The sequence below is a fragment of the Mesorhizobium sp. B2-3-13 genome (assembly GCF_006442195.1).
In the GTDB taxonomy this organism is placed as follows: Bacteria; Pseudomonadota; Alphaproteobacteria; order Rhizobiales; family Rhizobiaceae; genus Mesorhizobium; species Mesorhizobium salmacidum.
This window is the reverse complement of record NZ_VFVQ01000014.1, coordinates 79,953-103,027: the sequence shown is the minus strand read 5'-3', so window position 1 is coordinate 103,027 and position 23,075 is coordinate 79,953. Positions and strand designations below refer to the sequence as shown.

General features: G+C 62.0%; 23 protein-coding genes. 11 read left to right on the top strand and 12 right to left on the bottom strand.

Features of this window, described 5'->3' with window-relative positions; all coding sequences use genetic code 11:
* The first annotated feature begins 58 nt into the window (after positions 1-58).
* A complete protein-coding gene (locus FJ941_RS18065) occupies positions 59-1,060 on the top strand; it encodes a D-glycerate dehydrogenase (RefSeq protein WP_140507642.1) in 1,002 nt (333 codons plus the stop codon).
* A 26-nt stretch (positions 1,061-1,086) separates the two neighbouring features.
* Here the strand turns inward: FJ941_RS18065 and FJ941_RS18060 are convergent, their stop codons facing one another.
* From FJ941_RS18060 to FJ941_RS18020, 9 genes are all read right to left on the bottom strand, one after another.
* The gene (locus FJ941_RS18060; RefSeq protein ID WP_181169862.1) at positions 1,087-1,575 is read right to left on the bottom strand and encodes a GNAT family N-acetyltransferase; all 489 of its coding nucleotides are present in this window, start codon (positions 1,573-1,575) and stop codon (positions 1,087-1,089) included.
* Between the two features lie 2 nt (positions 1,576-1,577).
* On the bottom strand, positions 1,578-2,330 hold the full coding sequence (locus FJ941_RS18055; RefSeq protein WP_140507638.1) for a molybdopterin-synthase adenylyltransferase MoeB: 753 nt from the start codon (positions 2,328-2,330) through the stop codon (positions 1,578-1,580).
* Between the two features lie 31 nt (positions 2,331-2,361).
* Entirely contained in the window at positions 2,362-3,501 is a 1,140-nt protein-coding gene (gene recF / locus FJ941_RS18050; protein WP_140507636.1) for a DNA replication/repair protein RecF, read from the bottom strand.
* 73 nt (positions 3,502-3,574) lie between these two features.
* Entirely contained in the window at positions 3,575-4,693 is a 1,119-nt protein-coding gene (dnaN, locus tag FJ941_RS18045) for a DNA polymerase III subunit beta (RefSeq protein ID WP_027142016.1), read from the bottom strand.
* 200 nt (positions 4,694-4,893) lie between these two features.
* Positions 4,894-6,438 carry a chromosomal replication initiator protein DnaA gene (gene dnaA / locus FJ941_RS18040; RefSeq protein ID WP_140507635.1) on the bottom strand — a complete coding sequence of 515 codons (1,545 nt, stop codon included), beginning with the start codon at positions 6,436-6,438 and terminating at the stop codon, positions 4,894-4,896.
* Between the two features lie 856 nt (positions 6,439-7,294).
* The gene (gene rpsT, locus FJ941_RS18035; protein WP_027026587.1) at positions 7,295-7,561 is read right to left on the bottom strand and encodes a 30S ribosomal protein S20; all 267 of its coding nucleotides are present in this window, start codon (positions 7,559-7,561) and stop codon (positions 7,295-7,297) included.
* 180 nt (positions 7,562-7,741) lie between these two features.
* Positions 7,742-8,515, bottom strand: a complete 774-nt coding sequence (locus FJ941_RS18030; protein WP_140507633.1) for an enoyl-CoA hydratase — start codon at positions 8,513-8,515, stop codon at positions 7,742-7,744.
* 33 nt (positions 8,516-8,548) lie between these two features.
* Entirely contained in the window at positions 8,549-9,439 is an 891-nt protein-coding gene (mutM, locus tag FJ941_RS18025) for a bifunctional DNA-formamidopyrimidine glycosylase/DNA-(apurinic or apyrimidinic site) lyase (RefSeq protein ID WP_140507631.1), read from the bottom strand.
* Complete coding sequence (locus FJ941_RS18020; RefSeq protein WP_140507629.1) at positions 9,432-10,673, bottom strand: phosphopentomutase; 1,242 nt, start codon at positions 10,671-10,673, stop codon at positions 9,432-9,434. The genes mutM and FJ941_RS18020 overlap by 8 nt, the downstream gene beginning before the upstream one ends.
* A 201-nt stretch (positions 10,674-10,874) precedes the next feature.
* Here FJ941_RS18020 and FJ941_RS18015 point away from each other — a divergent pair, with 201 nt between their 5' ends.
* The gene (locus tag FJ941_RS18015) at positions 10,875-11,795 is read left to right on the top strand and encodes a phosphate/phosphite/phosphonate ABC transporter substrate-binding protein (RefSeq protein WP_181169860.1); all 921 of its coding nucleotides are present in this window, start codon (positions 10,875-10,877) and stop codon (positions 11,793-11,795) included.
* A gap of 5 nt (positions 11,796-11,800) precedes the next feature.
* Here the strand turns inward: FJ941_RS18015 and FJ941_RS18010 are convergent, their stop codons facing one another.
* The 3 genes from FJ941_RS18010 to FJ941_RS18000 all read right to left on the bottom strand — a co-directional run bounded on the left by FJ941_RS18010 (position 11,801) and on the right by FJ941_RS18000 (position 13,608).
* The gene (locus FJ941_RS18010; RefSeq protein WP_140507743.1) at positions 11,801-12,424 is read right to left on the bottom strand and encodes a TadE/TadG family type IV pilus assembly protein; all 624 of its coding nucleotides are present in this window, start codon (positions 12,422-12,424) and stop codon (positions 11,801-11,803) included.
* Positions 12,425-12,464: 40 nt separating this feature from the next.
* On the bottom strand, positions 12,465-13,046 hold the full coding sequence (locus FJ941_RS18005; RefSeq protein ID WP_027142009.1) for a TadE/TadG family type IV pilus assembly protein: 582 nt from the start codon (positions 13,044-13,046) through the stop codon (positions 12,465-12,467).
* A 139-nt stretch (positions 13,047-13,185) separates the two neighbouring features.
* Entirely contained in the window at positions 13,186-13,608 is a 423-nt protein-coding gene (locus FJ941_RS18000) for a pilus assembly protein N-terminal domain-containing protein (RefSeq protein WP_027142008.1), read from the bottom strand.
* A 357-nt stretch (positions 13,609-13,965) separates the two neighbouring features.
* Between FJ941_RS18000 and FJ941_RS17995 the strand changes: the two genes are divergently transcribed.
* The 9 genes from FJ941_RS17995 (at position 13,966) to FJ941_RS17955 (ending at position 23,056) form a co-directional block, all read left to right on the top strand.
* The gene (locus FJ941_RS17995) at positions 13,966-14,148 is read left to right on the top strand and encodes a Flp family type IVb pilin (protein WP_140507625.1); all 183 of its coding nucleotides are present in this window, start codon (positions 13,966-13,968) and stop codon (positions 14,146-14,148) included.
* A 171-nt stretch (positions 14,149-14,319) separates the two neighbouring features.
* The gene (locus FJ941_RS17990; RefSeq protein ID WP_140507623.1) at positions 14,320-14,838 is read left to right on the top strand and encodes a prepilin peptidase; all 519 of its coding nucleotides are present in this window, start codon (positions 14,320-14,322) and stop codon (positions 14,836-14,838) included.
* A gap of 213 nt (positions 14,839-15,051) precedes the next feature.
* Positions 15,052-15,861 (top strand): Flp pilus assembly protein CpaB, encoded by an 810-nt coding sequence (cpaB, locus tag FJ941_RS17985; RefSeq protein ID WP_140507621.1) that lies wholly within the window; start codon positions 15,052-15,054, stop codon positions 15,859-15,861.
* Positions 15,858-17,372 carry a type II and III secretion system protein family protein gene (locus FJ941_RS17980; protein ID WP_140507619.1) on the top strand — a complete coding sequence of 505 codons (1,515 nt, stop codon included), beginning with the start codon at positions 15,858-15,860 and terminating at the stop codon, positions 17,370-17,372. The genes cpaB and FJ941_RS17980 overlap by 4 nt, the downstream gene beginning before the upstream one ends.
* A 14-nt stretch (positions 17,373-17,386) precedes the next feature.
* Entirely contained in the window at positions 17,387-18,118 is a 732-nt protein-coding gene (locus tag FJ941_RS17975; protein WP_140507618.1) for a CpaD family pilus assembly protein, read from the top strand.
* A gap of 47 nt (positions 18,119-18,165) precedes the next feature.
* Positions 18,166-19,455 (top strand): CpaE family protein, encoded by a 1,290-nt coding sequence (locus FJ941_RS17970; RefSeq protein WP_140507616.1) that lies wholly within the window; start codon positions 18,166-18,168, stop codon positions 19,453-19,455.
* 23 nt (positions 19,456-19,478) lie between these two features.
* Entirely contained in the window at positions 19,479-20,978 is a 1,500-nt protein-coding gene (locus tag FJ941_RS17965) for a CpaF family protein (RefSeq protein WP_140507615.1), read from the top strand.
* A gap of 29 nt (positions 20,979-21,007) precedes the next feature.
* Complete coding sequence (locus FJ941_RS17960; protein ID WP_140507613.1) at positions 21,008-22,021, top strand: type II secretion system F family protein; 1,014 nt, start codon at positions 21,008-21,010, stop codon at positions 22,019-22,021.
* A 9-nt stretch (positions 22,022-22,030) separates the two neighbouring features.
* On the top strand, positions 22,031-23,056 hold the full coding sequence (locus tag FJ941_RS17955; RefSeq protein WP_140507611.1) for a type II secretion system F family protein: 1,026 nt from the start codon (positions 22,031-22,033) through the stop codon (positions 23,054-23,056).
* The last annotated feature ends 19 nt before the right edge of the window (positions 23,057-23,075 follow it).

The following is a 23,075-nucleotide window of genomic DNA, read 5'->3' as shown; positions in this document are numbered from 1 at the left end:
CCGCGACCAGCTTTCAGTTTCGCCGGTCTTGGTTAAAGAGGTCTCAACGAGGGAAACAATGCCAGGCAAAAAGAAGCCTCTCGTGGTCATCACGCGAAAGCTGCCCGACCCGGTCGAGACCCGCATGCGCGAACTGTTCGACGCAAGGCTGAATGTCGAGGACAGGCCGATGACGCAGCCGGAACTGGTCGCCGCGGTCAAGGAAGCCGACGTGCTGGTACCGACCGTGACCGACCAGATCGATGCCGCGCTGATCGCCCAGGCCGGCGACAACCTCAAGCTGATCGCCAATTTCGGCAATGGCGTCGACAAGATCGACGTGGCGGCGGCGGCCAAGAAAGGCATCACCGTCACCAACACGCCCAATGTGCTCACCGAAGATACCGCCGACATGACGATGGCGCTGATGCTGGCCGTACCGCGCCGGCTGGCGGAAGGCGCCAGCGTGCTTACCGGCGACAAGAAATGGGCCGGCTGGTCGCCGACCTGGATGCTTGGCCGGCGCATCTGGGGGAAACGGCTCGGCATTGTCGGCATGGGCCGCATCGGCACCGCCGTTGCCAAGCGGGCCAAGGCTTTCGGCTTGTCCATCCACTATCACAACCGGCATCGCGTGCTGCCGGCGGTCGAAGATGGACTGGAGGCGACCTATTGGGAGAGTCTCGACCAGATGCTCGCCCGCATGGACATCATCTCGGTCAATTGTCCGTCGACGCCGGCGACCTTCCATCTTCTGTCAGCACGGCGGCTGGCGTTGCTGCAGCCCACCGCCTACATCGTCAACACCGCCCGCGGCGACATCATCGACGAAGAAGCGCTGGTCAAGCTGATCCAGGACGGCAAGATCGCCGGCGCCGGCCTCGACGTTTACGAGCACGAGCCGGCCCTGAACGGCAAGCTCTTGAAGCTCGCCGCCAGGAACAAGGTCGTGCTTCTGCCGCATATGGGCTCGGCCACGCTCGAGGGCCGTATCGACATGGGCGAGAAGGTCATCATCAATATCCGCGCCTTCGTCGATGGCCATCGCCCGCCAGACCGCGTGCTGCCGCTCAGAACCTGAAAACCCTCCAGGCGTAGGCTCGCCGTTTATGAGATCGTTTTGCGCATGGTGATGGACGTCGGCCTGTCATAACCCTCATGCGCCGTCCGTTCGGTCTCGCGAAAGCCGAGCCGGGCAAAGGCGGCATGATTTGCGGTGAGTTCGATCCTCGTCTCGAGATCGATGGCGGACTTGCCGCGGCTGCGGGCCAGATCCTCGGCCGCTTGCATCAGCCGCCGGCCAATGCCTTGCCCTTGGCGGTCCGGGGCGACGGCGAGCTTGCCGACATAAAAACCGTCAGCCCTTTCAAGGGCAAAAACGCAGCCCACGATTCTATCGTCGCCGTCGAGTGCCAGAAAGCCCGTCTCCCGCAGGGCCTTGGCGCGTAGCGCATCGACTGTGAGCAGGTGAGCCGACGACGGCGGGTCGATGATGCCGTCCATGAAGGCGAAGGTACGCATGATGAGGGCAAGCACATCATCCCAGCGGCCGAAATCGGCCGGGATCTGCGTGATCGAAATACGGGATTGTTCCAGGATCAGCGTCTCTTGTAGCGGATCGTCTCGAAACGCGCGGCCAGCGCATCATAGAGCAGCAGCCGGCCGATGAGCGGCTCGCCTATGCCGGTCACCAGCTTGATTGCCTCCATCGCCTGCAGCGTGCCGATGACCCCCGTCAGTGCGCCGAGCACCCCGGCCTCCGCACAGGACGGCACCAGGCCCGGCGGCGGGGCTTCGGGAAACAGATCCCGATAGCTCGGGTTTGGCTTGCCGTCGCTGCCGTTTTCGAAAGGCTTCAGCACGGTCACCGAGCCGTCGAAACGTCCGACGGCCGCATGCACAAGCGGCTTCCCTTCGGCCGCGCAGGCATCGGCCACCACATAACGCGTCTCGAAATTGTCGGACCCATCGACGACGATATCGTACTTGGCCACGAGGGCAGGTGCGTTCTCCGCGGTCAGCCGGAATGTGTGCGTTTCGGCTGATATGTTGGGATTGATACGGCCGATCGCCGCCTCGGCGCTCTGGGTTTTCAGCATGCCGATCGTATCGGTGCCATGGATGACCTGACGTTGCAGGTTGGAGAGCGAAACTGTGTCGTCGTCGATCACGCCGAGCGTGCCGACGCCGGCCGCGGCGAGATATTCAAGCACCGGCGCACCGAGCCCGCCGGCGCCGATCACCAGGACCCGCGCCTGCTTGAGCTTCTGCTGGCCCGCGCCGCCGACCTCCGGCAGCACGATGTGGCGGGCATAACGTTCGATCTCGTCGGCGGTGAGCGCAGTGGTCATATCAGGACCATATAGCGGCCGAAAAACCTTGTCAGGGGTCTTCGGTTGGCCCAATCGTGCCATGGTCGACCGTCAGGAACTGCGCGCGGCCATGCAGGCTGGAAAACAGCGCCGCATCGGTTCCCGTCATGAAAGCCTGGCAGTTCAGTTCCTCCAGGATCGAGAACAGTGCCGCGCGGCGACCGCCATCGAGGTGCGCCGCGATCTCGTCGAGCAAAAGGATCGGCGTCAGGCCGGACATTTCGCCGGTCAGCCGGGCATGCGACAGCACGATACCGACCAGCAGTGCCTTCTGTTCGCCGGTCGAGCAAAGTTCGGCCGGCATGGCCTTGGGCCGGTGCCGGACCACGAGGTCCGAGCGGTGCGGGCCCTCGAGGGTGCGTCCGGCGGCACGGTCACGGTCACGGCCATCGGCAAGCGCCCGTCGGAACCGCTCCTCGACATCGACCGCTGGTGCATTGGCAATCCCGGCCTCCAGGTCACCCGAAAGGCCGATATCGGCCTGCGGAAATGGCCCCGTGTCGGGCAGCCTGCCGATCATGGCGGCCAGCAGCCGCACCATTTCGGCGCGCGCCGCGGCGATCGCCACGCCGGTCTCCGCCATCTGCGTCTCTATCGCCTCGAACCAGCCGGCATCGCGTGAGCCTTCCGTCAGCAAACGGTTACGGCCCCGCATCGCCTTCTCGTAGTCGAGCGCACGCTGGCCGTGTCCGGGATCGATCGCCAGCACCAGCCGGTCGAGAAAGCGCCGGCGATCCGCGGCCGGTCCGGTGAACAACGAATCCATCGCCGGCGTCAGCCACACGACCCGCAGCCACTCCAGCATGTCCTCGGCCCGGGCGGCGGCTCCGTTTATGCGCACCCGCCTGCCGCTCTCCGCCGTGTCGCCTCCGGAAATGCCGGTGCCGATCTCGACCTCGCCGTCAGGTCCGTGGAGCCGGGCATGCAGGGCAAAGCCGCCATCGCCACCCTCACGTGCCACATCCGCGTAAGGCGCGCGGCGCAAGCCGCGCCCCGGGGTCAAAAAAGAGATCGCTTCGAGGAGATTGGTCTTGCCGGCACCATTGTCGCCGGAAAAGATCACGGCGCCAGGAGCAACATCTATCGCCAGGCTTGCATAGTTGCGAAAATTGGTAAGCGTAAGCTTACTTATGTGGGTTTGTACCGGCAACCGCTATCCGCCTGTGGAAGTCACCGCAACCAATATCCATCGCCGGTCGTATCGTCAGGCGACGCCGGTCCGGCTATACTCGCATCGGCATCAGCACGTAAAGCGCGGTCTCGTCGGCCATGTCGTGGATCAGTGTTGGCGAACCGGCATCGGCCAGCATGAATTTGGCTTCCGTGCCGGTCAGCTGCGCGGCGACATCGAGCAGATATTTCGCGTTGAAGCCGATCTCGATCGGGTCGGACGAATAGTCTGCAGCCAGTTCTTCCGTGGCGCTGCCTGAATCCGGATTGTTGACGGCAAGCGTCACCTGGCCTTCGCTGATCGAGAGCTTCACCGCACGGCCGCGTTCGGAAGAGATGGTCGAGACGCGGTCGACCGCGGCAGCGAAGCTCTGGCGGTCGAGGATCAGCTTCTTGTCGTTGCCGGTCGGAATGACGCGCTGATAGTCCGGGAAGGTGCCGTCGATCAGCTTCGAGGTCAGGACGACGCTGCCGATGGTGAAGCGGATCTTGGTGTCGGACAGTTCGGTGGTCACGGCGACATCCGGATCATCGACCAGCTTCTGCAACTCACTCACCGTCTTGCGCGGAATGATGATGCCCGGCATGCCCTCCGAACCCGCCGGGGCGTCGATCTCGGCGCGCGCCAGGCGATGGCCGTCGGTTGCCACCGAGCGCAGCTTCAGCTTGCCACCGACTTCATGCGTGTGCAGGTAGATACCATTGAGATAGTAGCGCGTCTCCTCGGTGGAGATGGCGAACTGCGTCTTCTCGATCAGGCCCTTCAACGCCACCGCATCGAGACGGAAAATATGCGAGAAGGATCCCGCCGAAAGCTCGGGAAAGTCGGATTGCGGCAGGCACTGCAGGCGGAAGCTGGAGCGGCCCGACGTAACCGTCATGGCGTTGCCGTCCTCATCCGTCTTCAGCATCACCTCGGCGCCGTCTGAAAGCTTGCGCACGATGTCATAGAGCAAGTGCGCGGGGACGGTCGTCGCGCCGCCGCGCTCGACCTTGGCGGGCGTCGCTTCCGTCACCTCCAGGTCGAGGTCGGTGGCCTTCATTTCGAGGCTGGCGCCTTCGGCGCTGAGCAGCACGTTGGACAGGATCGGTATGGTGTTGCGCCGTTCGACCACGCGGTGGACGTGGTTGAGCGACTTCAGGAGATTTGACCGTTCCAGGATAACACGCATGACGAAACAGGCTCGCTTGAATGAATGAACGGGTCTCCGGCTACCGGCGCCCCGCAAAAGGTCTGAACAGGCTTCAGAATCTACGCAAACTGACAGGAAAAAACCAGTGAGCGCAAGCCCGCGCCACCGGTTCGGGCCGGTTACGCGGGCTTTCTGGGGATAAAGCTGGCCAACCCTGCAAGCCGGCCGTTCTGGGCCGGTCAGGCCTGGTCGTTGATGAGCCTTCTCAGCAATTCCAGTTCCTGCGCCAGCGTGTTGTCATTGCCGGACAGGTCCTCGATCTTGCGCACGGCGTGCAGCACCGTCGTGTGGTCGCGGCCGCCGAAACGTCGCCCGATCTCCGGCAGCGAGCGCGGCGTCATCACCTTCGACAGGTACATGGCGACCTGCCGCGGCTTGACGATGGTGCGCGTGCGCCGGTTGGACAGCAATTCCGTCTTCGAGACGTTGTAGTGGCGCGCGACGATGCGCTGGATGTCCTCGATGCGGACCCGCTTCGGCTCGCCCGTGCGATAGATATGGCCGAGGATCTCGTCGATGCGGTCGAGGGTGATCTGCGGCTCGAACGACTGGCGAAACAAGAGCTGGTTGAAGGCGCCTTCCAGTTCACGTCCGCTACCGGTCACGGTGCGGGCAACGTGGTTGAGGATCTCTTCGGAAATGTCGAGCGATGCATCGTCGATCCTGGCTGTGGCCAGGCGCAGTTTGAGCATGCCGAGCCGCATGGCGAAATCGGGTGCCGACATTTCGAGCGCGACGCCGCCATTGAGGCGCGAACGGACCCGCGGCTCGAGCGATTCCAGCTCCGACGGTGGCCGGTCGGCCGCGACGACGACCTGCTTGGCGCTGTCGAGCAGCATGTTGATCAGATGGCAGAATTCATGCTGGATCGACTTGCCCTGCAGGAACTGCATGTCGTCGATGATCAGGAGGTCGATGTCGCGCAGCTGCTCCTTGAGCGTCAATGCGTTGTTGTCGCGGATCGCCGTGGCGAAGCGCCACATGAAATACTCCGCGGTGAGATAGACGACGCGCGACTTCGGGTTCTGCTTCAGCGATTCCGCGGCGATGGCTTGCAAGAGGTGCGTCTTGCCGAGCCCGACGGTGGCATGCAGGAAAAGCGGATTGAAGCGCACCGCGCTCGACTGAGATTCCGCCACGGCCTTGGCGGCGGCGAAGGCGACGCGATTCGAGGGCCCTTCGATGAAGGAGCCGAACGTGTAACGCGGATCAAGCGGTGATCCCAGCACATTGTGGCGGAACTCGCTCTCGACCGGCACACCCGGACGCGGCACGGGAGACCGCTCCACCCTGCCTGGGCTGACCGTGCCGGCGGCCAGCGCCGTCTGCGTCTGCCGCGTCATCTTGCGCGCCGGCGCCAATTCCGGTTCGGGCTGGCTGCGCCCCTGACGGGTCGCGGTGCGCACGATGATCTCGATCTTGAGAAGCTCGGGATCCTCGTGCTTCCACAGCTCGGAAATGAGATCGTGATAGTGGCCGTTGATCCACGAGCGCAGGAACGCGGTGGGCACGGAGATGCGGACAATGCCCTTGGACGCTTCCGCGACCTTCATGCGGCCGAACCAGCTGGAATAGACTTCGGTTCCCAGGCGCGCCTTCAACTGGGCCTTGACCCGGTCGAACTTCTGTTCCGCGTCGCTGGAGACCGCCATCTCGTTTGCTCCGATCAAAGTTCCAGGAAATGGGAGGTCGCCCGTAAGCTCCCTTTCGATGCCGCTCTGCATGATCGAGTTCCTTGCCTTTCTGTACCCGTTTTTCGCTGGGGATGCGCCTCCTGCACCCTTTTTCCAGCGACCGTGTCTTCGCTACGATGCCCGTTGCCGCCGCCGGCAATGAACGTCGCCCACCATCCAAGGGAACCGGTGCCGGCTCATGGAAGCCAGCCCGCGTTGGGTATGTCAGGGCAATACAACACCGTCCGGCGAAAGAGCGCCGGCGCGCCGTCCTACCTGCCATGTCTAGTTACGCCAGTCCCCTACCGTATCGAAAAAGAGCAAACCATACCCGTCCGCGGACTTGATCCGCGTCGCAAATCCCGCCAATTTAAGCTGGCCGCGTCAGGCTGGGTTAAGGGCCAGAGGCCCGTCTCCTTCGATGGATCGGACATTACCGAAATCGCTGTGGATAGGGCAAGGCCACGTCTAACGGATTTTTAAGGAATCTGGTTACCTCGGGCGGGTTGGAGCGCCATGCCGCAGTGCTGTATTTTAACAAAGCCATTGTGATTCAAACCCTTTTCCGACGAATATGAAAAAGCCGGACCGGCGCGAAATTTTCTGAAATAATTCACTTGACAGCCAGTTGTCCTCCCGTCCCTTCGGCGCGTTGTGGACAAGCTGTGGATGACCGTCGCTAAATATTTGAAAAGTATCGGTTATTTCTGATGGGCATGGTTTCTAAAGTCGACGCTTTTCAAGCGTTCCGATCATCAGCGGGCATGAATGTGCCGGCAAACCATTTCAAACTGTGGACGCTGCATTTGCAGTTGTTTCCGGCTATTCTTTTTAAGTACTTGCCGGCAAACGAAAAAACCCGGCGTGATCGGCCGGGTTCGAAGAAGATCGTCCTGAGAAGGCGATGTCAGGCCGACAGCACCTTGAGGCGCTGGGCGAGGCGCGACACCTTGCGGGACGCCGTGTTCTTGTGGATCACGCCTTTGGTCGCGGCGCGCATCAATTCCGGCTCGGCAGCCTTGAAGGCGGCCTGTGCTGCGGCCTTGTCGCCCGAGGCAAGTGCCTCCTCGACCTGCCGGACGTAGGTGCGGACGCGCGAGCGGCGGTTCTTGTTGATCGCCGCGCGGCGGGCGATCTTGCGCGTTGCCTTTTTGGCCGAGGATGTGTTGGCCATGATGCCTCTCTTCTGGTCTGGTCGGCGCACGCGGCGTGCCGCAGGGCGCAAAAAACAAACGGGCAGCCACGGGGCCGCCTCGGTTGGTGCGGCTTATAGTTCAGCTTTTCCGGCGCGTCAACGCCGCCTGGCGTTCTTTTTGGCCGATGCCACGGGTTTCGGTCGCTGACCCCCGACGCCCTACCGGTTGGTGAAATTCGGCTTCCGCTTTTCGGCGAACGCCGCCATGCCTTCCTTCTGGTCTTCGAGCGCGAAAAGCGAATGGAACAGGCGGCGTTCGAAGCGCAATCCTTCGGCAAGCGTCGTCTCATAAGCCCGGTTGACGGCTTCCTTGGCCATCATCACCGACGGCAGTGAGAAATCGGCGATTTTGGCCGCCGCCTTGACGGCCTCCTCGACCAGCTCGCCGGCCGGAACGACCCGCGACACAAGGCCCGAACGTTCGGCCTCGGCGGCATCCATCATCCGTCCGGTCAGGCACATGTCCATCGCTTTCGATTTACCGACGAACCGGGTCAGGCGTTGCGACCCGCCCATGCCGGGAATGACACCGAGCGTGATCTCCGGCTGGCCGAATTTGGCCGTGTCGGCGGCAATGATGAAATCGCACATCATCGCCAGTTCGCACCCGCCACCGAGCGCATAGCCGGCCACCGCCGCTATGATCGGCTTTCGCGCCCGCGTGAACTCTTCCCAGCCGACGAAGAAGTCCTGGCTGTAGGCATCCGCATAGGAGATTGCCTGCATCTCCTTGATGTCGGCACCCGCGGCAAAGGCTTTGTCGGAGCCGGTAACAACCATGGCGCCGATGCCAGGATCGGCGCAGAAAGCATTCACGGCTGCGACGAGTTCGGCGAGGATCTGGGAATTCAATGCGTTGAGCGCCTTTGGCCGGTTCAGCGTGATCAGTCCGACCTTACCGCGCCTCTCGGTGATGATCGTCTCATAGGCCATGGCTGTTCCTCCTTTGCTCGACACCGGTCTAGCTCACGTCTGACAGGTCCGGCAATAGAAGGTCGAGCGACCGCTCTGCACGATACGTTCGACATGGCCGCCGCAGCCAGGCTTGGGGCAAGGCTCACCCTCGCGGTCGTAGACGGCGAAGGAATGCTGGAAATAACCCAGCGATCCATCGGTGTGCATATAGTCGCGCAGTGAAGACCCGCCGGCCGCGATGGCATCTGATATGACCGAGCGGATCGCCTCGGCGAGGCGTTCGCTTTGTTCCCTGGCCTTCTTGCCTGGCCTGGCGATGGTGCCCGCCTCACGTCGCGGTGACAGGCCGGCGCGCCAGAGCGCCTCCGAGACATATATATTGCCTAAGCCGGCGATCAGCCTCTGGTCGAGAAGCGCTGCCTTGAGCGGCGAGCTGCGGCCTTTCAGCAACGAGGCAAGCAGAACGCCGTCCAGTGCATTGCCGGTCGGTTCGACGCCCAGTCCGGCGAGCATCGGATGCGTCTCCGGCGGCTCTTGCGCAAACAGCATGAAACCGAAGCGGCGCGGATCGTTGAAGATCACACGTGACCGCCTGCCGGCCGCGGAAACGACATGGAACACGACATGATCGTGTGCCGCGCTTTTCGAGCGCTCATGGTGGAACACGCCAGGTGTCTCGTCGTCGTCGCCGGTCTCGATGCGAAAGGAGCCGGACATGCCGAGATGGCAGATCAGCACCGGACCGCCCAGCATATGCATGGTCAGATATTTGGCCCGCCGTCCAAGCGCCGTGATCGTCCTGCCGGTCAGCCGCTCCGAAAACCGTTCGGGGAAGGGGAACCGCAGGTCGGGCCGTCTCATCTCGACCTCGGCCAGGTGGGCACCTTCCAGGACCGGCCGCAGACCGCGCCGGACCGTTTCGACTTCGGGTAATTCAGGCATGGCCGCCAATCGAGGCATAAAAGGATATGCCGTTGCGGCCGCGCGTCAGCGCGAGATGTTCGGCAACGGTCTCGCCGATATCGGCAAATGTCGCCCTAAGCCCTATGTCGCCGCCTTTGAGGCCGGGTCCAGTGCCGATGACCGGAATGCGTTCACGCGTATGGTCGGTGCCGCGCCAGGTCGGATCGTTGCCGTGATCGGCGGTCAGGATGAGAAGGTCGCCCTGCTTCAGCTTCGCGAAGGCCTCCGGCAGTCTCCGGTCGAAAGCCTCGAGCGCGGCGGCATAACCGGCGACGTCGCGGCGATGGCCGAATTCGGTATCGAAATCGACGAAATTGGCGAAGACGAGGTCGCCGTCGGTGGCCTCGTCCATCGCGACCAGCGCCTGGTCGAACATGGCCATGTTGCCCGCGGCCTTGCGGACTTGCGAGATCCCGCGATGGGCGAAGATGTCGCCGATCTTGCCGACGGCGACGACGCGGCTGCCGCGCGCCGTCAGCCGGTCGAGCAATGTCGGCTCGGGCGGCGGCACGGCGTAGTCGTGGCGATTGTAGGTTCGCTCGAACGTGGCTGATGTCTCGCCGACGAAGGGGCGCGCGATCACCCGTCCGATCCTCAGCGGGTCGACCAGCCGGCGCACCACCTGACACAATTCATAGAGCCGCTCCAGGCCGAAATGGACCTCATGCGCGGCGATCTGCAGGACCGAATCGACCGACGTGTAGCAAATCGGCTTGCCGGTGCGGATATGTTCCTCGCCGAGCCGCTCGATGATCTCGGTACCCGGCGCATGGCAATTGCCGAGAATGCCGGGCACCTTGCCCTCGCGGATGATCGCCTCGGTCAGGTCGGCCGGGAAGGCGGGAACCGTGTCCGGGAAATAACCCCAGTCGAAGCGCACCGGCAGGCCTGCGATCTCCCAATGGCCGGAAGGCGTGTCCTTGCCGCGCGAAATCTCTTGCGCCGCGCCGTGGAAGGCATTGGCGAGCAGGTCCGTCCCGAAATGCGTAAACACCAGTCCTGTCGCGGTCTCGGCCGCCTTGCCAAGTCCCAGCGATGCCATATGGGGGACGAACAGCGGTCCCTGACGAAGCCCTTCGCGATCCGCGCGCCCTTCGGCGCAGGCTTCGGCGATGTGCGCCAGCGTGTTGGCGCCGGCATCGCCATAGCTTTCAGCGTCGGCCGCGCCGCCGATGCCGAAGGAATCCAGGACGAAGAGGAAAGCACGCGCCATCGGGTTATTTGTTGCCAGTGTGGACACCCAGACATAGGGTTCCGCGGCGGCCTTGGCAATTCGGAAACCAAACGGCAACGGCTTGGCGCGATAGTCAATTCCATGTCGCCCCAATGTGCCCGGCGGTCTTGCAACGAGATTCACACAACGATCGGGTGTTGTGACGAGGGATCCATGGACGGAACAAGAGGCGGGACGGTCCTGTCGACTGCGCTCAAGGCATGGACCGCCTTCATGGCGGTGAACGCGTTCTGGTGCGGACCGGCGTGGGCAGACTGGCGCGATGATATAGGCACATTTCGCATCGGCATCGTCGCCGAGCCCGGCGCCGGCAACACCGTTCCGGGGCTGGCGGTGTTGACGCAAGCCTTTACCAATGCGCTCGGCATGAAGATCGAGTTCGTCGTTGCCCGCGATTATGCGGCACTGATCGAGGGACAGGCCAATGCACGGATCGAATACGCCATCTATTCGGCGACCGCCTACGCCACGGCGCTGCAACGCTGCGGATGCATCGAGCCGCTCGTGGCTCCGGTCGATTCCGACGGTGTGGCCGGCATCTGCTCGGTACTGCTGACCAGGGATGGCAAACTGCGCGGCTTGGCCGATATGGAGACCCACCGGGTCGCCATATCGCCGCCGGATAGCGTCGGCGGTTCTCTTTTGCCCTTGGCGGGGTTGGCTGCCGAACACGTCGAGATCGCCGAAGATGCACGGTTTCTTGTCCATGCCCCTTCGGCGTCGGCGGCCGAAACCATGCTCGTCGACGGCGAGACCGACGCCATGTTCGGCTGGGTGAGGGCAGCGGCCGACGGCCAGCCGCAGCTGTCAGGGGGCACGCAGGCAAGGCTCGAGGCATCAGGCCTTTCGGCGTCGGCCCTCCAGGTGGTGTGGACGTCGGGTCTGCTGAGATACGGTCCCCATGCGGTGCGCAGCGATCTCGATCCGGAAGCCAAGCGTCGGCTGACCGTGTTCCTCACCAACCTCAAATCGACGACGCCGGATGTCTACGATCTTCTGGAATCGAAGCATGCCGGCGGCTTTATGCCCGTGGTTTCAAAAGATTATGCCACGGCGGAGGCCATCGTGCGCCTGGTCTCGGTCGATGGTGGGCGGCGATAAGGTCTTCAGCAGTCGCCGCAAGGAATCGTGACGCTCCTGCGGGGGCGCAGAAAATAGGTTTCGCCCATCGGGATCGTCGTTGTGAGAGATGGGGTCATTCCAAGCTTCTGCTGGCTGTCCGTCGTCCAGCCGATGATCGGCAAATAGTTGAGATTGCTCTCGACGCGGATGAGGAAGGTGCCGGCGACCCTGAGCGTTGCCGGAACCGTGGTCGCGGTGCCAGCGGTGGCTCCGACGCCGTTCACACCGTTGACCACCTTGCGCGACCACACCACCAGCACCCTCGGCGTGGCTTCGGTGGTGATCTGTATGGCCGTGATGGTGATGTTCGGCGTCGAGCGGTTGTAGGGTTGAAGGGTTACGCTGCCGATCTTCATGATGGCATCGAGGTCCGCCTTGACGATGCTCGGCTGTTGCGTCACGAGGTCGGCGACCATGCTGCCGACACGGCTGACCTTCTTGCTTGTCTCGATGGCCTGCGAAGCCTCCAAGGTCATGAAATACATGACCAGCAGGATAGGCGCGATAAGCGCGAACTCGACCGCCGCGACGCCGCGGCGATTGGACCAGAACCTGACCGATTTGGCCCAGAGCCCTGCAATTCCCAGATGTGCCCCCGCACGCATCATACTCATTGCCTTTTTTCTTGTTGGTGCTTGCGTGATAGTCTCAATTGTCGAACGGCTCGTTCTGCCAGGTCACTGAAGCGAAATGCAGGGTTTTGTTACCCCCCATCGATTGCGCCATTAGGTCGGTCATGATCGGCCATTTGTAAAAGACCCGCAGCATGTTCTTTGATTCCGCCGCACCCGCCGTGACGGTAAAGGGCACATCGGCGCCGCTGTTCGTCAGCTTGATGTCACCGCCCTGAATCCTGAAGCCGGCCAAAGCCGCGTCGGCGAACGCCGTGTACTGGCGAAGATCGACGCTCAACTGATTGGGACAATCCTGGGAAACGATGATTTCCAGCTTGTCGCAGATCATGTTCTTCAAACTATCTCCGGCGATGTCGGCGGCCCTTAACTGGCCGGTGCGCAGCCGGCGTGCGACATCGTCCGTGATGTTGGCCATCACCTCCTGGCTGGCAAACGAGATGCAGCTTTCGAGGATGGCGAACACCAGGAGTGCGAACGGCATTGCAAGCAGCGCGAACTCCAGCGCAGTGCTGCCGCGCCGGTCGCGCACGAAGCGCCTGAAAGATCTGGTGCGCTCCATCTTGTGCTGACCTGTCGAGCTGAATTCCATGCTCATGCGATGTTCCTGCCATCCCTGGACGGTGCTGACAGGTCCACTAGCGCAAACCAATTGAGGTCCGGTTTGAATGATCGTTAAAGTCGGCGCGGGCGTTTTAACCAGGCGGTAACCTGGGCCATGGCGCACTCGGTGCAGCCTATTTGCTGAGGTTCATCTCGGCTTCGGACGATTTCTCCGCCTCGCTCTTGTAGGAGCTTTCGCAATAGGGTGTGCACGACATGGTCTGGACATCCGCGCGCCGGTAAATGCGAACCGACGAGGCTGCCTGGCGGACCACGGTAACCTGTGCGTCGACGATCGGGCTGCCGTCCGGGTCGAGGACGACGAGATTGGTGACACCGAAACCCTTGCCGGTGAGCACGATCGTCGAGGCATCCTGGACGGAAGCGTCGGCAATTGCCGGGTTGCCCACGACGATCGTATCGGCGGGGCGCGACAGTTTCACGATCTTGGCCTGATTCATGGTGACCTCGATGTCGGCGCCAGCCCTGGCGGGCGTAATCAAGCTGGCGGCGACAAGAAGCGCGGCAATCAGGATTGAGGATTTCGGCACGGCCATCAAGGCGCTCCACGCAAGCGGACTGTTCAACGGAACATGAACGAGATTGGTGAACCAACGGTTAAGTCGGCTTGCCGCCGCCGGATGTAGCGGTCGGCATGGCTACCGCATGGCCCGATGCGCGCAGGGCTCGCAAGCTTCCCCAAGCCCTTGCCTTCTACGGCGTTGACCCGCGAAACGGAATATTTGCCAGCGCTTAGTGTGGAGTTAACCACGCACTCGGTTCGAGCCGGGAAAGGAATCGGTAAGGCTGTTTATTAAGCCGATTGAAAGAGCTTCTCCCTAGATTGCCAGCATCCGATCAACCATCACAGAAGTTGACGGAAGTGCTGTAACACGTGGAGTAGGAGCTCTCGAATGTCTAATCTCATCGCACGTTTCGTGAAGGACGAATCCGGCGCGACCGCTATCGAATATGGTCTGATCGCCGCTCTCATCGCGCTCGCCATCATCACCGGCGCCGGCGCACTCGGCAATGCAATCAATGCTAAGTTTACCACTATCGGTACCGCGATGAACACCGCAGGCAGCGGCAGCTAATCTGTCGTATTGCTAAACACTCGGACTGCATTCTGAACAAGGGCCGCCGCGTTGCGGCCCTTGTTCTATGCCGCTGCCAATACCAGTCTTCTTTTCGTTCGGGCCTCATCAATCGTTAATCGAACATGCCTAGATTGAGCCCCGTGGAATCCGACAATAGGCATAGCCCCGATGCTTGAAGCCCTGATCTTCGTCGTCTTTCCGTTCTGCATGCTGTTTGCAGCGATCTCCGACATGCTGTCGATGACGATCGCCAATCGCGTGCCGGTGCTGCTTGTCGCCGTCTTCGCGCTGGTGGCGCCGCTGACGGGCATGGAATGGGCGGCTTACGGCTGGCATTTCGCCGCCGGCGCCATTGTCCTGGCCGTGACATTCGGTCTTTTCGCCTTGGGTGGCATGGGCGGTGGCGACGCCAAGCTGCTGGCCGCCACGGCCGTGTGGATGGGGCTCAACGTCCATCTCGTCGAATATCTTGTCGCTTCGACAATCATCGGCGGCCTTCTGACAATCGCGATCCTGTTTTACCGGAAATCGCCTCTGGCGATGTTCACCGGACGCAATCCATTCCTGCGTCATTTTGCGGAAGAATCAGCCGGTGTTCCCTACGGGATCGCGCTCGGCCTGGGTGGCCTGCTGACCTATCCCGATTCCCCCTTGATGGTGTGGGCGCTGGCAAGGCTGGCGAGCTGAATTCATTAAATTTTCGTCGGCCGATATGCCTTGCACGCCGGCTTTGCGGAGCGGCGGCCCAGCATTTCCGCGCCTCACGGCGTAATCTTTTCTAATTTATATAAACCTTAAATTAATCACGATCGTAAGCATTGCATTAACCTTGTTTTGACGATTGCCGCTGCAAAGTCCGGCTTGGCTAGGTTGGTTTGCCAAGGGCGAGGGTTCGGACAGATGCCAGCATCCCGATTGATTATTCTGAGCGTGGCGGTGGCCGCGGCGGGCGGTGCTGGCTATGTCGCGAAAAACATGGTCGCTCCGCCGCCTCAGGTCGTCGTCGATTCTGGCCCCCAGGCCCCCGCGGTGGCCCTGCAGGACGTGCTTGTGCTCTCGGGCGATGTCGCAATGGGCAACGCGCTCGAGAACAACATAGGCTGGCAATCCTGGCCTGCTGACGGCATCAACGCGAATTTCATCACCAAGGCCACAGCCCCCGATGCCCTGGAGAAGCTGAAAGGGTCGATTGCCCGTGTGCCGATGTATGCCGGCGAGCCCGTGCGGCGCTCCAAGCTGATCGGCGAGGGACAAAGCTTCATGTCGTCCATCCTGCCGTCCGGCATGCGGGCGGTCGCAACGACAATATCGGCGGACACTTCGGCCGGCGGCTTCATCCTTCCCAACGATTTCGTCGACGTCATCATGACCCGCAGGGCCGATGCCAACACCGGGGCCGGATTCAGCACCGAGACCATCCTGAAGAATATCCGCGTCCTGGCAATCGACCAGACCATCCAGGAAGACGAGGAAGGCAAGAAGACCAGGGTGGGCCAGACCGCCACGCTGGAGCTGACACCCAAACAGGCGGAGATCATCACCGTCGCCCAACAGATGGCGGATCGCCTGACGCTGGCGCTGCGGGCGATCACGGACACCCAGGAAAAGAATGTGGACGAGGCCGACTATCTCGTTTCCGGCAATGGCCGCCGGGGAACGGTGAGGCTGATCAAGTCGGGCGAAGTCTCCGAAGTAGGGGCAAGGAAATGAGGCTAAGCGCTAAACTGCCGGCAATCGTGGCCATGGCACTCGGCCTTTTGCTCGTCGGAGCGAATGTGCAGGGCGTCGAGGCGAAGAGCACTAAGGTGTCGGCCACGACAGCCACCCAGCGCGTCAAGCTTGGCCTCAACAAATCGGTGGTTATAGACCTGCCGAGCGATGCCTACGACATTCTTGTCGCCAATCCCTCCGTTGCCGATGCGGTGACCCGCACCGCAAGGCGTATCTACCTCTTCGGCAAGGCGGTCGGCGAAACCAACATCTTCGTCTTTGGGCCGAACGGCGAACAGATCGCCAGCCTGGACCTGGCCATCGAGCGCGACGTCGCCGGCCTGGAGGACTATATCAGGCGCTTCATTCCGACCTCGGCCGTCAAGGTGGAACTGCTCAACGACAACGTGGTTCTGACCGGCACCGTGGATACTCCCTTGGATGCTAAGCGCGCCGAACAGCTGGCAAATATGTTTGTATCCGGCGGTGAAGCAACGACGGGACAATATTCGCAGACCGCTGCCGGCGGCTCGGCCCAGAGCGGTGTCGACATCAACAACCCGGACCAGGAGCGCCGCGTCAGCCAAATCGTCAATCTGCTGCAGATCATCGGAGACGATCAGGTCACGCTGAAGGTGACGGTGGCCGAAGTCAGCCGCTCCGTGATGAAGCAGCTCGGTGTCAATATGGTCGGCAGCGGCGGCAGCAACGGCATCAGCTATGGCGCGCTCAGTGACCCTTTCACTGGTCTCGGAAAGCCGTTGTCGAACGCTGGCCTAAGCATCGGCTCCTCCGCACTCCAGGCATATATAAACGCCATGGAGCAGTCGGGGGTCATGAAGACGTTGGCCGAACCGACCCTGACCGCCGTATCTGGTGAGAAGGCGACGTTCAAGGTGGGTGGCGAATACAACATGGTGACCAACGTCTCCGCGAATGTATCGCAAGACAACCAGACCGGCTTGAAGACCTATTCCGTCGATAAGATCGAGTACGGAATCGGATTGGAATTTCAGCCGGTGGTTTTATCGCCCGGCCGGATAAGCCTGAAAGTCAGGACCTCGGTTTCCGAGCCGACAACCGAGGGGTCCGTCTCGGCATCCACGGACAACCAAAGTATCGGCATGAATGCCCTGTCACTGCGCAAGCGCCTTGCCGATACGACCGTCGAACTGCCCTCGGGCGGCTCCATGATGATCGCCGGCCTGGTTCGCGACGATGTCAGGCAAGCCGTCAACGGCTTGCCTGGACTGACAAAGATTCCCGTGCTCGGCGCGCTCTTCCGCAGCAGGGATTTCGTGCGCAACGAAACCGAGCTCGTCATCATCATCACGCCCTATCTGGTGAAACCCGTGGCACGCAACGATCTCGCCAAGCCGGACGACAATTTCAACCCTCCGAGCGACGGGGCGGGCATGTTCCTTGGGCGTGTCAATCGCGTCTACGGCACCATGCAGACCGACAGGCCCAATGGCCGCTATCACGGCGTTGTCGGCTTCATCTACAAGTGAACGGGAAAGCAGACATGTCTCAGTCAGCATTGAAGGCAAGGACCATGGCGATGCGCTCCGGCCGTTCTCGGATAAGCCTGCGGGTCCTTCCGATCATGGCGGTGGCGGTATCGGCTCTGCTGGCCGGTTGTGCCCACCGCGACAGCATTACCGTCGGCGCCATCCCCGACGACTATCGCACCAATCATCCAATCGTCATCGCGGAGAAGAACCAGAAGATCGATCTTCCTGTCGGCGCCGGCGACCGCGGCATGACCGGCTCGCAGCGCGACACGCTCCTGGGTTTCCTCGACGGCTATGACAAGAGTGCCGCTCCGGCATTGACGATCCAGATTCCAAGCGGATCGGCCAACGAAGTCGCCGCGACGGCGGCTGGCCGCGATTTCGCCCGGCTCGCGGTCGCCGCCGGCATCAAACGCGACCGGGTCGTCGTGGTCTCCTATCAGGCTGGATCGAGCGAGGCATCAGCCCCGGTTCGCGTCTCCTACATCGCGGTGAGGGCACAGACTGACAAATGCGGACGTTGGCCCGCCGACCTGGTGGAAACGTCGGAGAACAGGCACTACGCCGATTTCGGCTGCTCCTATCAGAACAATCTTGCCGCCCAGATGGCCAATCCAGGCGATCTTCTCGGGCCGCGCAAGTCTACCACTATTGATGCGGCAAATCGCAGCAAAGCCATCGGTGTCTACCAAGACAGGGGCATTTCGGATGAATTACTCGGCAACTCGGAAGTGACTTACTAAGCCGCCCTCGGAAAGAAGCGACGCCACGACCAGGCAACGGAAAGAGCATGACCATGAGCAACCTTGCCTATGACGCCACCGTGGAGGGCGGTGACACCTCGCCGCAGGACGTTGCCGCGATGCAGGCGTTGCGGCCGGTTCCGCGTATTTCGATCCAGGCATTCTGCGAGACGGAGGGCGTTGCCAATCCGGTCCAGCGCGCCGGCGAGGACCGCCGCATGACCAAGGCGCACCTCAAGGTCCATATGGGCGGCGTTCCCACCGCCATCGAGTTCTACCAGTCGGCGCCGACACCGAACCTGATCCTGCTGGAATCGCGCAGCGAACCCAAGCAACTGCTGGAGCAACTCGCCCAGCTCTCGGAATACTGCGATCCATCCTCGAAAGTGGTGGTGATCGGTCACTACAATGATGTTGGCCTCTATCGCGAACTCATCCGTTCCGGCATCTCCGAATATGTCATCGCGCCGGTGTCGATGGCCGACGTCGTCAGCGTCGTGTCGTCGATCTTCGTCGATCCGGAAGCTGAACCGCTTGGCCGCTCGGTCGCCTTCGTCGGCGCCAAGGGCGGCGTCGGCTCTTCCACGATCGCCCACAATGTTGCCTGGGCAATGTCCTCCCTGTTCAAATCCGAGGTCGTTGTCGCTGACCTCGATCTCGCCTTCGGCACCGCCAACATCAATTTCGATCAGGATCCTGCCCAGGGCATCGCCGAGGCCGTGTTCTCGCCCGAGCGTATCGACGAAGTCTATCTCGACCGGCTGCTGACCCAATGCGCCGAGCATCTGTCGCTACTCGCGGCGCCCTCGACGCTGGAACGCGTCTACGACTTCGATCCCGATGCCTTCGCGCAGCTTGTCGATACCGCGCAGCGCAGCGTGCCGATCCTTGTGCTCGACGTTCCCCATGTCTGGACGGGATGGGCCAAGAACACGCTGGTCAAGGCCGACGAGGTCGTCATCACCGCAACGCCGGAACTGGCCAATCTGCGCAACACCAAGAACCTGGTCGACATGTTGAAGCGGCTTCGCCCGAACGACCCGCCGCCGAAATTGATCATCAACCAGGCCGGCGTGCCGAAGCGGCCGGAGATATCGTCATCCGATTTCGCCGAGCCGCTCGGCCTGACACCGATGTCGGTCATCGGCTTTGATCCCTTGCTGTTCGGCAATGCAGCAAACAACGGACGCATGCTGGGCGAGATGGATGCCAAGAACCCGGTTGTGGCCACCATCAACGAGATTGCTCATGTGCTGACCGGCCGCAGCGAAATCAGAGCGAAAAAGAAGGCTGGCCTGGGCAGTCTGCTCGGCAAGCTCTCGCGCAACAAGAAGTGACGCAATGGGGTCGGTAGTCGGTCATGTTCGGTAAAAGAGGCAACGACGACGGCAATCGGTTCACGCCGGAATTTCGCCAGCCGGCACCGGTCGCGCCGGCCGCCGCGGTCTCGGCGGACACCGCGGTTATTGCCCGGCCCGCGGCCACGCCTCAGCCGAGCGCGCCTGTCGCGCCACCGGCCAGGCGCGCGGTCGAGGCGCCGCCGATGGCGCCGGAACCGAGGAGAGGCCGCGAAAAGAGCGAAACCTACTACGATACCAAGAGCCAGGTTTTCTCGGCCCTCATCGATACGATCGACCTGTCGCAACTCGCCAAGCTCGATCCCGAAAGCGCCCGCGAGGAAATCCGCGACATCGTCAACGATATCATCGCGATCAAGAACTTCGCGATGTCGATCGCTGAGCAGGAAGAACTGCTCGAGGACATCTGCAATGACGTGCTCGGCTATGGGCCGCTCGAGCCGTTGCTCGCGCGCGACGACATCGCCGACATCATGGTCAACGGGTCCAAGAACGTCTACATCGAAGTCAACGGCAAGGTCGAACAGACCAACATCCGCTTCCGCGACAACCAGCAGCTGCTCAACATCTGCCAGCGAATCGTCAGCCAGGTCGGCCGCCGCGTCGACGAATCCAGCCCGATCTGCGACGCCCGTCTTCCCGACGGGTCGCGCGTCAACGTCATTGCGCCGCCGCTGGCCATCGACGGCACCGCGCTCACCATCCGCAAATTCAAGAAAGACAAGCTGACGCTCGACCAACTGGTCAAGTTCGGCGCCATCTCTCCGCAAGGGGCCGAAGTTCTCAAGATCATCGGTCGTGTCCGTTGCAACATCGTCATCTCGGGCGGCACCGGCTCCGGCAAGACGACATTGCTCAACTGCCTGACCAACTACATCGACCGTGATGAGCGCGTCATCACCTGCGAGGACTCGGCCGAACTGCAACTGCAGCAGCCGCATGTCGTGCGCCTGGAAACGCGTCCGCCCAACCTTGAGGGCGAGGGCGAGGTGACGATGCGCGACCTGGTCAAGAACTGCCTGCGCATGCGGCCCGAACGCATCATCGTCGGCGAAGTGCGCGGACCCGAGGTCTTCGACCTCCTGCAGGCGATGAATACCGGCCATGACGGCTCGATGGGAACGATCCACTCCAACAGCCCGCGCGAATGCCTGAACCGTATCGAGTCCATGATCGCCATGGGCGGCTATTCGCTGCCGCAGAAAACCGTGCGCGAAATCGTCGTCGGTTCCATCGACGTGATCATCCAGGCGGCGCGCCTGCGCGATGGATCGCGCCGCATCACCCACATCACCGAAGTAATCGGGATGGAGGGCGACGTCATCATCACGCAGGATATTGTCCTCTATAACATCAAGGGCGAGGACGCCAACGGCAGGCTGTTGGGTGAACACGTCTCGACCGGCATCGGCCGCCCCCATTTCTGGGAGCGGGCCCGATACTATGGCGAGGAGCAGCGTCTCGCCACAGCGCTCGAGGCTATGGAGAAACGTGCTGACTGACGCATCCGCGGGCGTGAAGGTTCTGGTCGATGTTTGGAATTGACGGCACCGTATTGGCGTTTGTCGTGCTCGCCGGCTTCAGCGCCGGCGCGGTCGCCTATGCATTCCTGTTCACCCAGATTAGCAATGAGAAACAGGCCGGAAAGCGGCTTGAAACGATCAAGGCCGCCGAGACGGACCGTTCTGTTGTCAAGGCGACCCGTGACCGCGCGGCGGACGCCGCCAAGCGCCGCAAATCGGTGCAGGATTCACTGAAGGAACTCGACGAGAAGCAGAAGACCAAGGACACCGCCGTCAAGAAGCCGCCGCTGAAAGCCCAGCTTCGCCAGGCTGGGATGAAGGTGCCGATCGAGCGTTTCTATATCTATTCGGCCATATTCGGCCTCGCGCTGACAATCGTCGCGTTCATGGCCGGAGCGCCGATGATTGTCTTGCCCGGTGTGCTGCTCGCCGGAGCGCTCGGCCTGCCGCGTTGGTTCGTCTCCTTTCGTCGTACCCGCCGCGTCAAGGCATTCCTCAACGAATTTCCAAACGCGCTCGACATCATCGTGCGGGCGGTCAAGTCCGGCCTGCCGCTGAACGACGCCATACGCCTGATCGCCAATGAATCGCCTGAACCCGTGAAGGCCGAGTTTCGCCGGATAGTCGATTCGCAGCAGATGGGCCTGTCGATCCCCGACGCGACCTTGCGCATGCCCGAAACCATGCCGTGCACCGAGGCGAGTTTCTTCGGCATCGTCATCCAGATACAGTCGCAGGCCGGTGGCAATCTCTCCGAGGCGCTGGGTAACCTTTCGCGCGTGTTGCGCGACCGCAAGAAGATGAAGGCCAAGGTCGCGGCACTGTCGATGGAGGCGAAAGCATCCGCCGCCATCATCGGTGCCTTGCCTTTCATCGTCGCCTTTCTCGTCTATCTCTCCAGTCCCAACTATCTGATGCCGCTGTTCACGACCAGCGTCGGCCATTTGATACTCGGTTTCGCCGCCGTCTGGATGTCGATCGGCATCTTCGTGATGCGCAAGATGATGAACTTTGAAGTCTAGGGCCGCGGCATGACCGAACAAGCCATCAAATCACTGACGGATCCCAGCTTCCTGATTGCGCTGCTGGTCGCTATCGCCGTGTTCGCAACTGTCTTTACGCTGCTCCCGGCGCTTGGCGGAAACCAGCTCAAGGCGCGCATGAAATCGGTCGCGCTGGAGCGTGATGAGCTTCGCGCCAAGCAGCGCGCGCGGCTTGCGACCGAGGCCGATCGCCGCCGCAAGGGTCTGCGCGAGCAACAGTCGGTCGGCATGCGCAACATTGTCGACCGGCTCGATCTGCGGCGTGCGTTGGCCGACGAGGCCACCTTGCAAAAGCTCAAGGTTGCCGGCTTTCGCGGGCAGAATCCGCTAACGCGTTTTCTGTTCTTCCGCCTGGTGCTTCCTTTTGTCGGCTTCGCGCTCGGTCTGGTCTATATTTTCGTGCTCGGAGGATTGCCCGACAAGCCATTGGTGGTCCGGCTGTTCGTTTGCGTCCTGGTTGCCTATGGCGGCTTCTACGCGCCGGTCCTCTACGTCAACAATCGCGCGACCAAGCGCAAGCAGTCGATCCAGATGGCGTGGCCGGATGCGCTCGACCTGATGCTCATCTGCGTGGAGTCTGGCATGTCGGTGGAAGCCGCGCTGCGCAAGGTCGCCGACGAGATCGGCGCGCAGTCCGTGGCCCTGGCGGAAGAATTCATCCTGACCAACGCCGAACTCTCCTATCTGCAGGAGCGCAAGCAGGCTTACGAGAACCTGGCCAGCCGCACGGGGCTGGAATCGGTCAAGTCTGTGTCGCAGGCGCTTGTCCAGGCCGAACGCTACGGTACGCCGGTAGCGCACGCGCTGCGCGTGCTCGCCGCCGAAAGCCGCGACATGCGCATGAACGCCGCCGAGAAAAAGGCGGCCGCCCTGCCGCCCAAACTCACCGTGCCGATGATCTTGTTTTTCCTGCCGGTGCTGTTCGCCATCATCCTGGGGCCGGCGGGCATCCAGGTCAGCCAGCGCGGTATATTCGGCGATCATCCCGGGGCGGCCGCGTCGACCAGCCAGTAGCCAACGCAGAATCCGCCTG